Genomic DNA, 568 nt, shown 5'->3' on the forward strand with positions numbered 1-568 from the left:
GGCTGTAAAAGCAGAACCGAAAGTTGGATTGTAAGTGTAATAAGGAGTTGGTCCATAACTTTCCCACATGTAAGAAATATCATATGTACCTGTTTGTACTGATGAATAAAAGCTCCCAAAAGAAACTATACTTATGTTTATACTTAATCCAATTTCTTTCATGTTTTGAACAAATATTTGTGCTGCTCCAAGAGGTGCCGCCCATCCAGAAACTGTTGTAAATGTGTAAGATGGCAATGGCTTACCATCAGGCCCACAAAGTTGACCTGCGGAATTCTTTTTGAATCCTATCGAAGTTAACAAATCTTGAGCCTTTTTGGGATTATATTCAACTAAAGATGTTGCTAAATATGTAAGAGTTGGATCAATCCATTGTTTTTGCTGTGGATAAGGAATCATTGTTGGATTGTTATAAGAAGCATCGTATGGATTTATATTTGGATTTCCACCAACTTCCCACATCGCTTTTCTATTCATTGCTAAAGACATTCCCTTCCTAAATTCAGGTATGTTGAATGGATATTTAGCGTTATTAAGTAAAATATAAAAATTTCCAAGAATTGGATAC

At 34.7% G+C, this 568-nt stretch carries 1 protein-coding gene; it reads right to left on the reverse strand.

Annotated elements, in window-relative coordinates:
- Positions 1 to 561: ABC transporter substrate-binding protein (locus ACP5NR_RS08835; protein WP_428006379.1), on the reverse strand; the 561-nt coding region annotated here is incomplete at its 3' end.
- Between the last annotated feature and the right edge of the window lie 7 nt (positions 562 to 568).

Source organism: Athalassotoga sp. (genome assembly GCF_049965695.1).
GTDB lineage: Bacteria > Thermotogota > Thermotogae > Mesoaciditogales > Mesoaciditogaceae > Athalassotoga.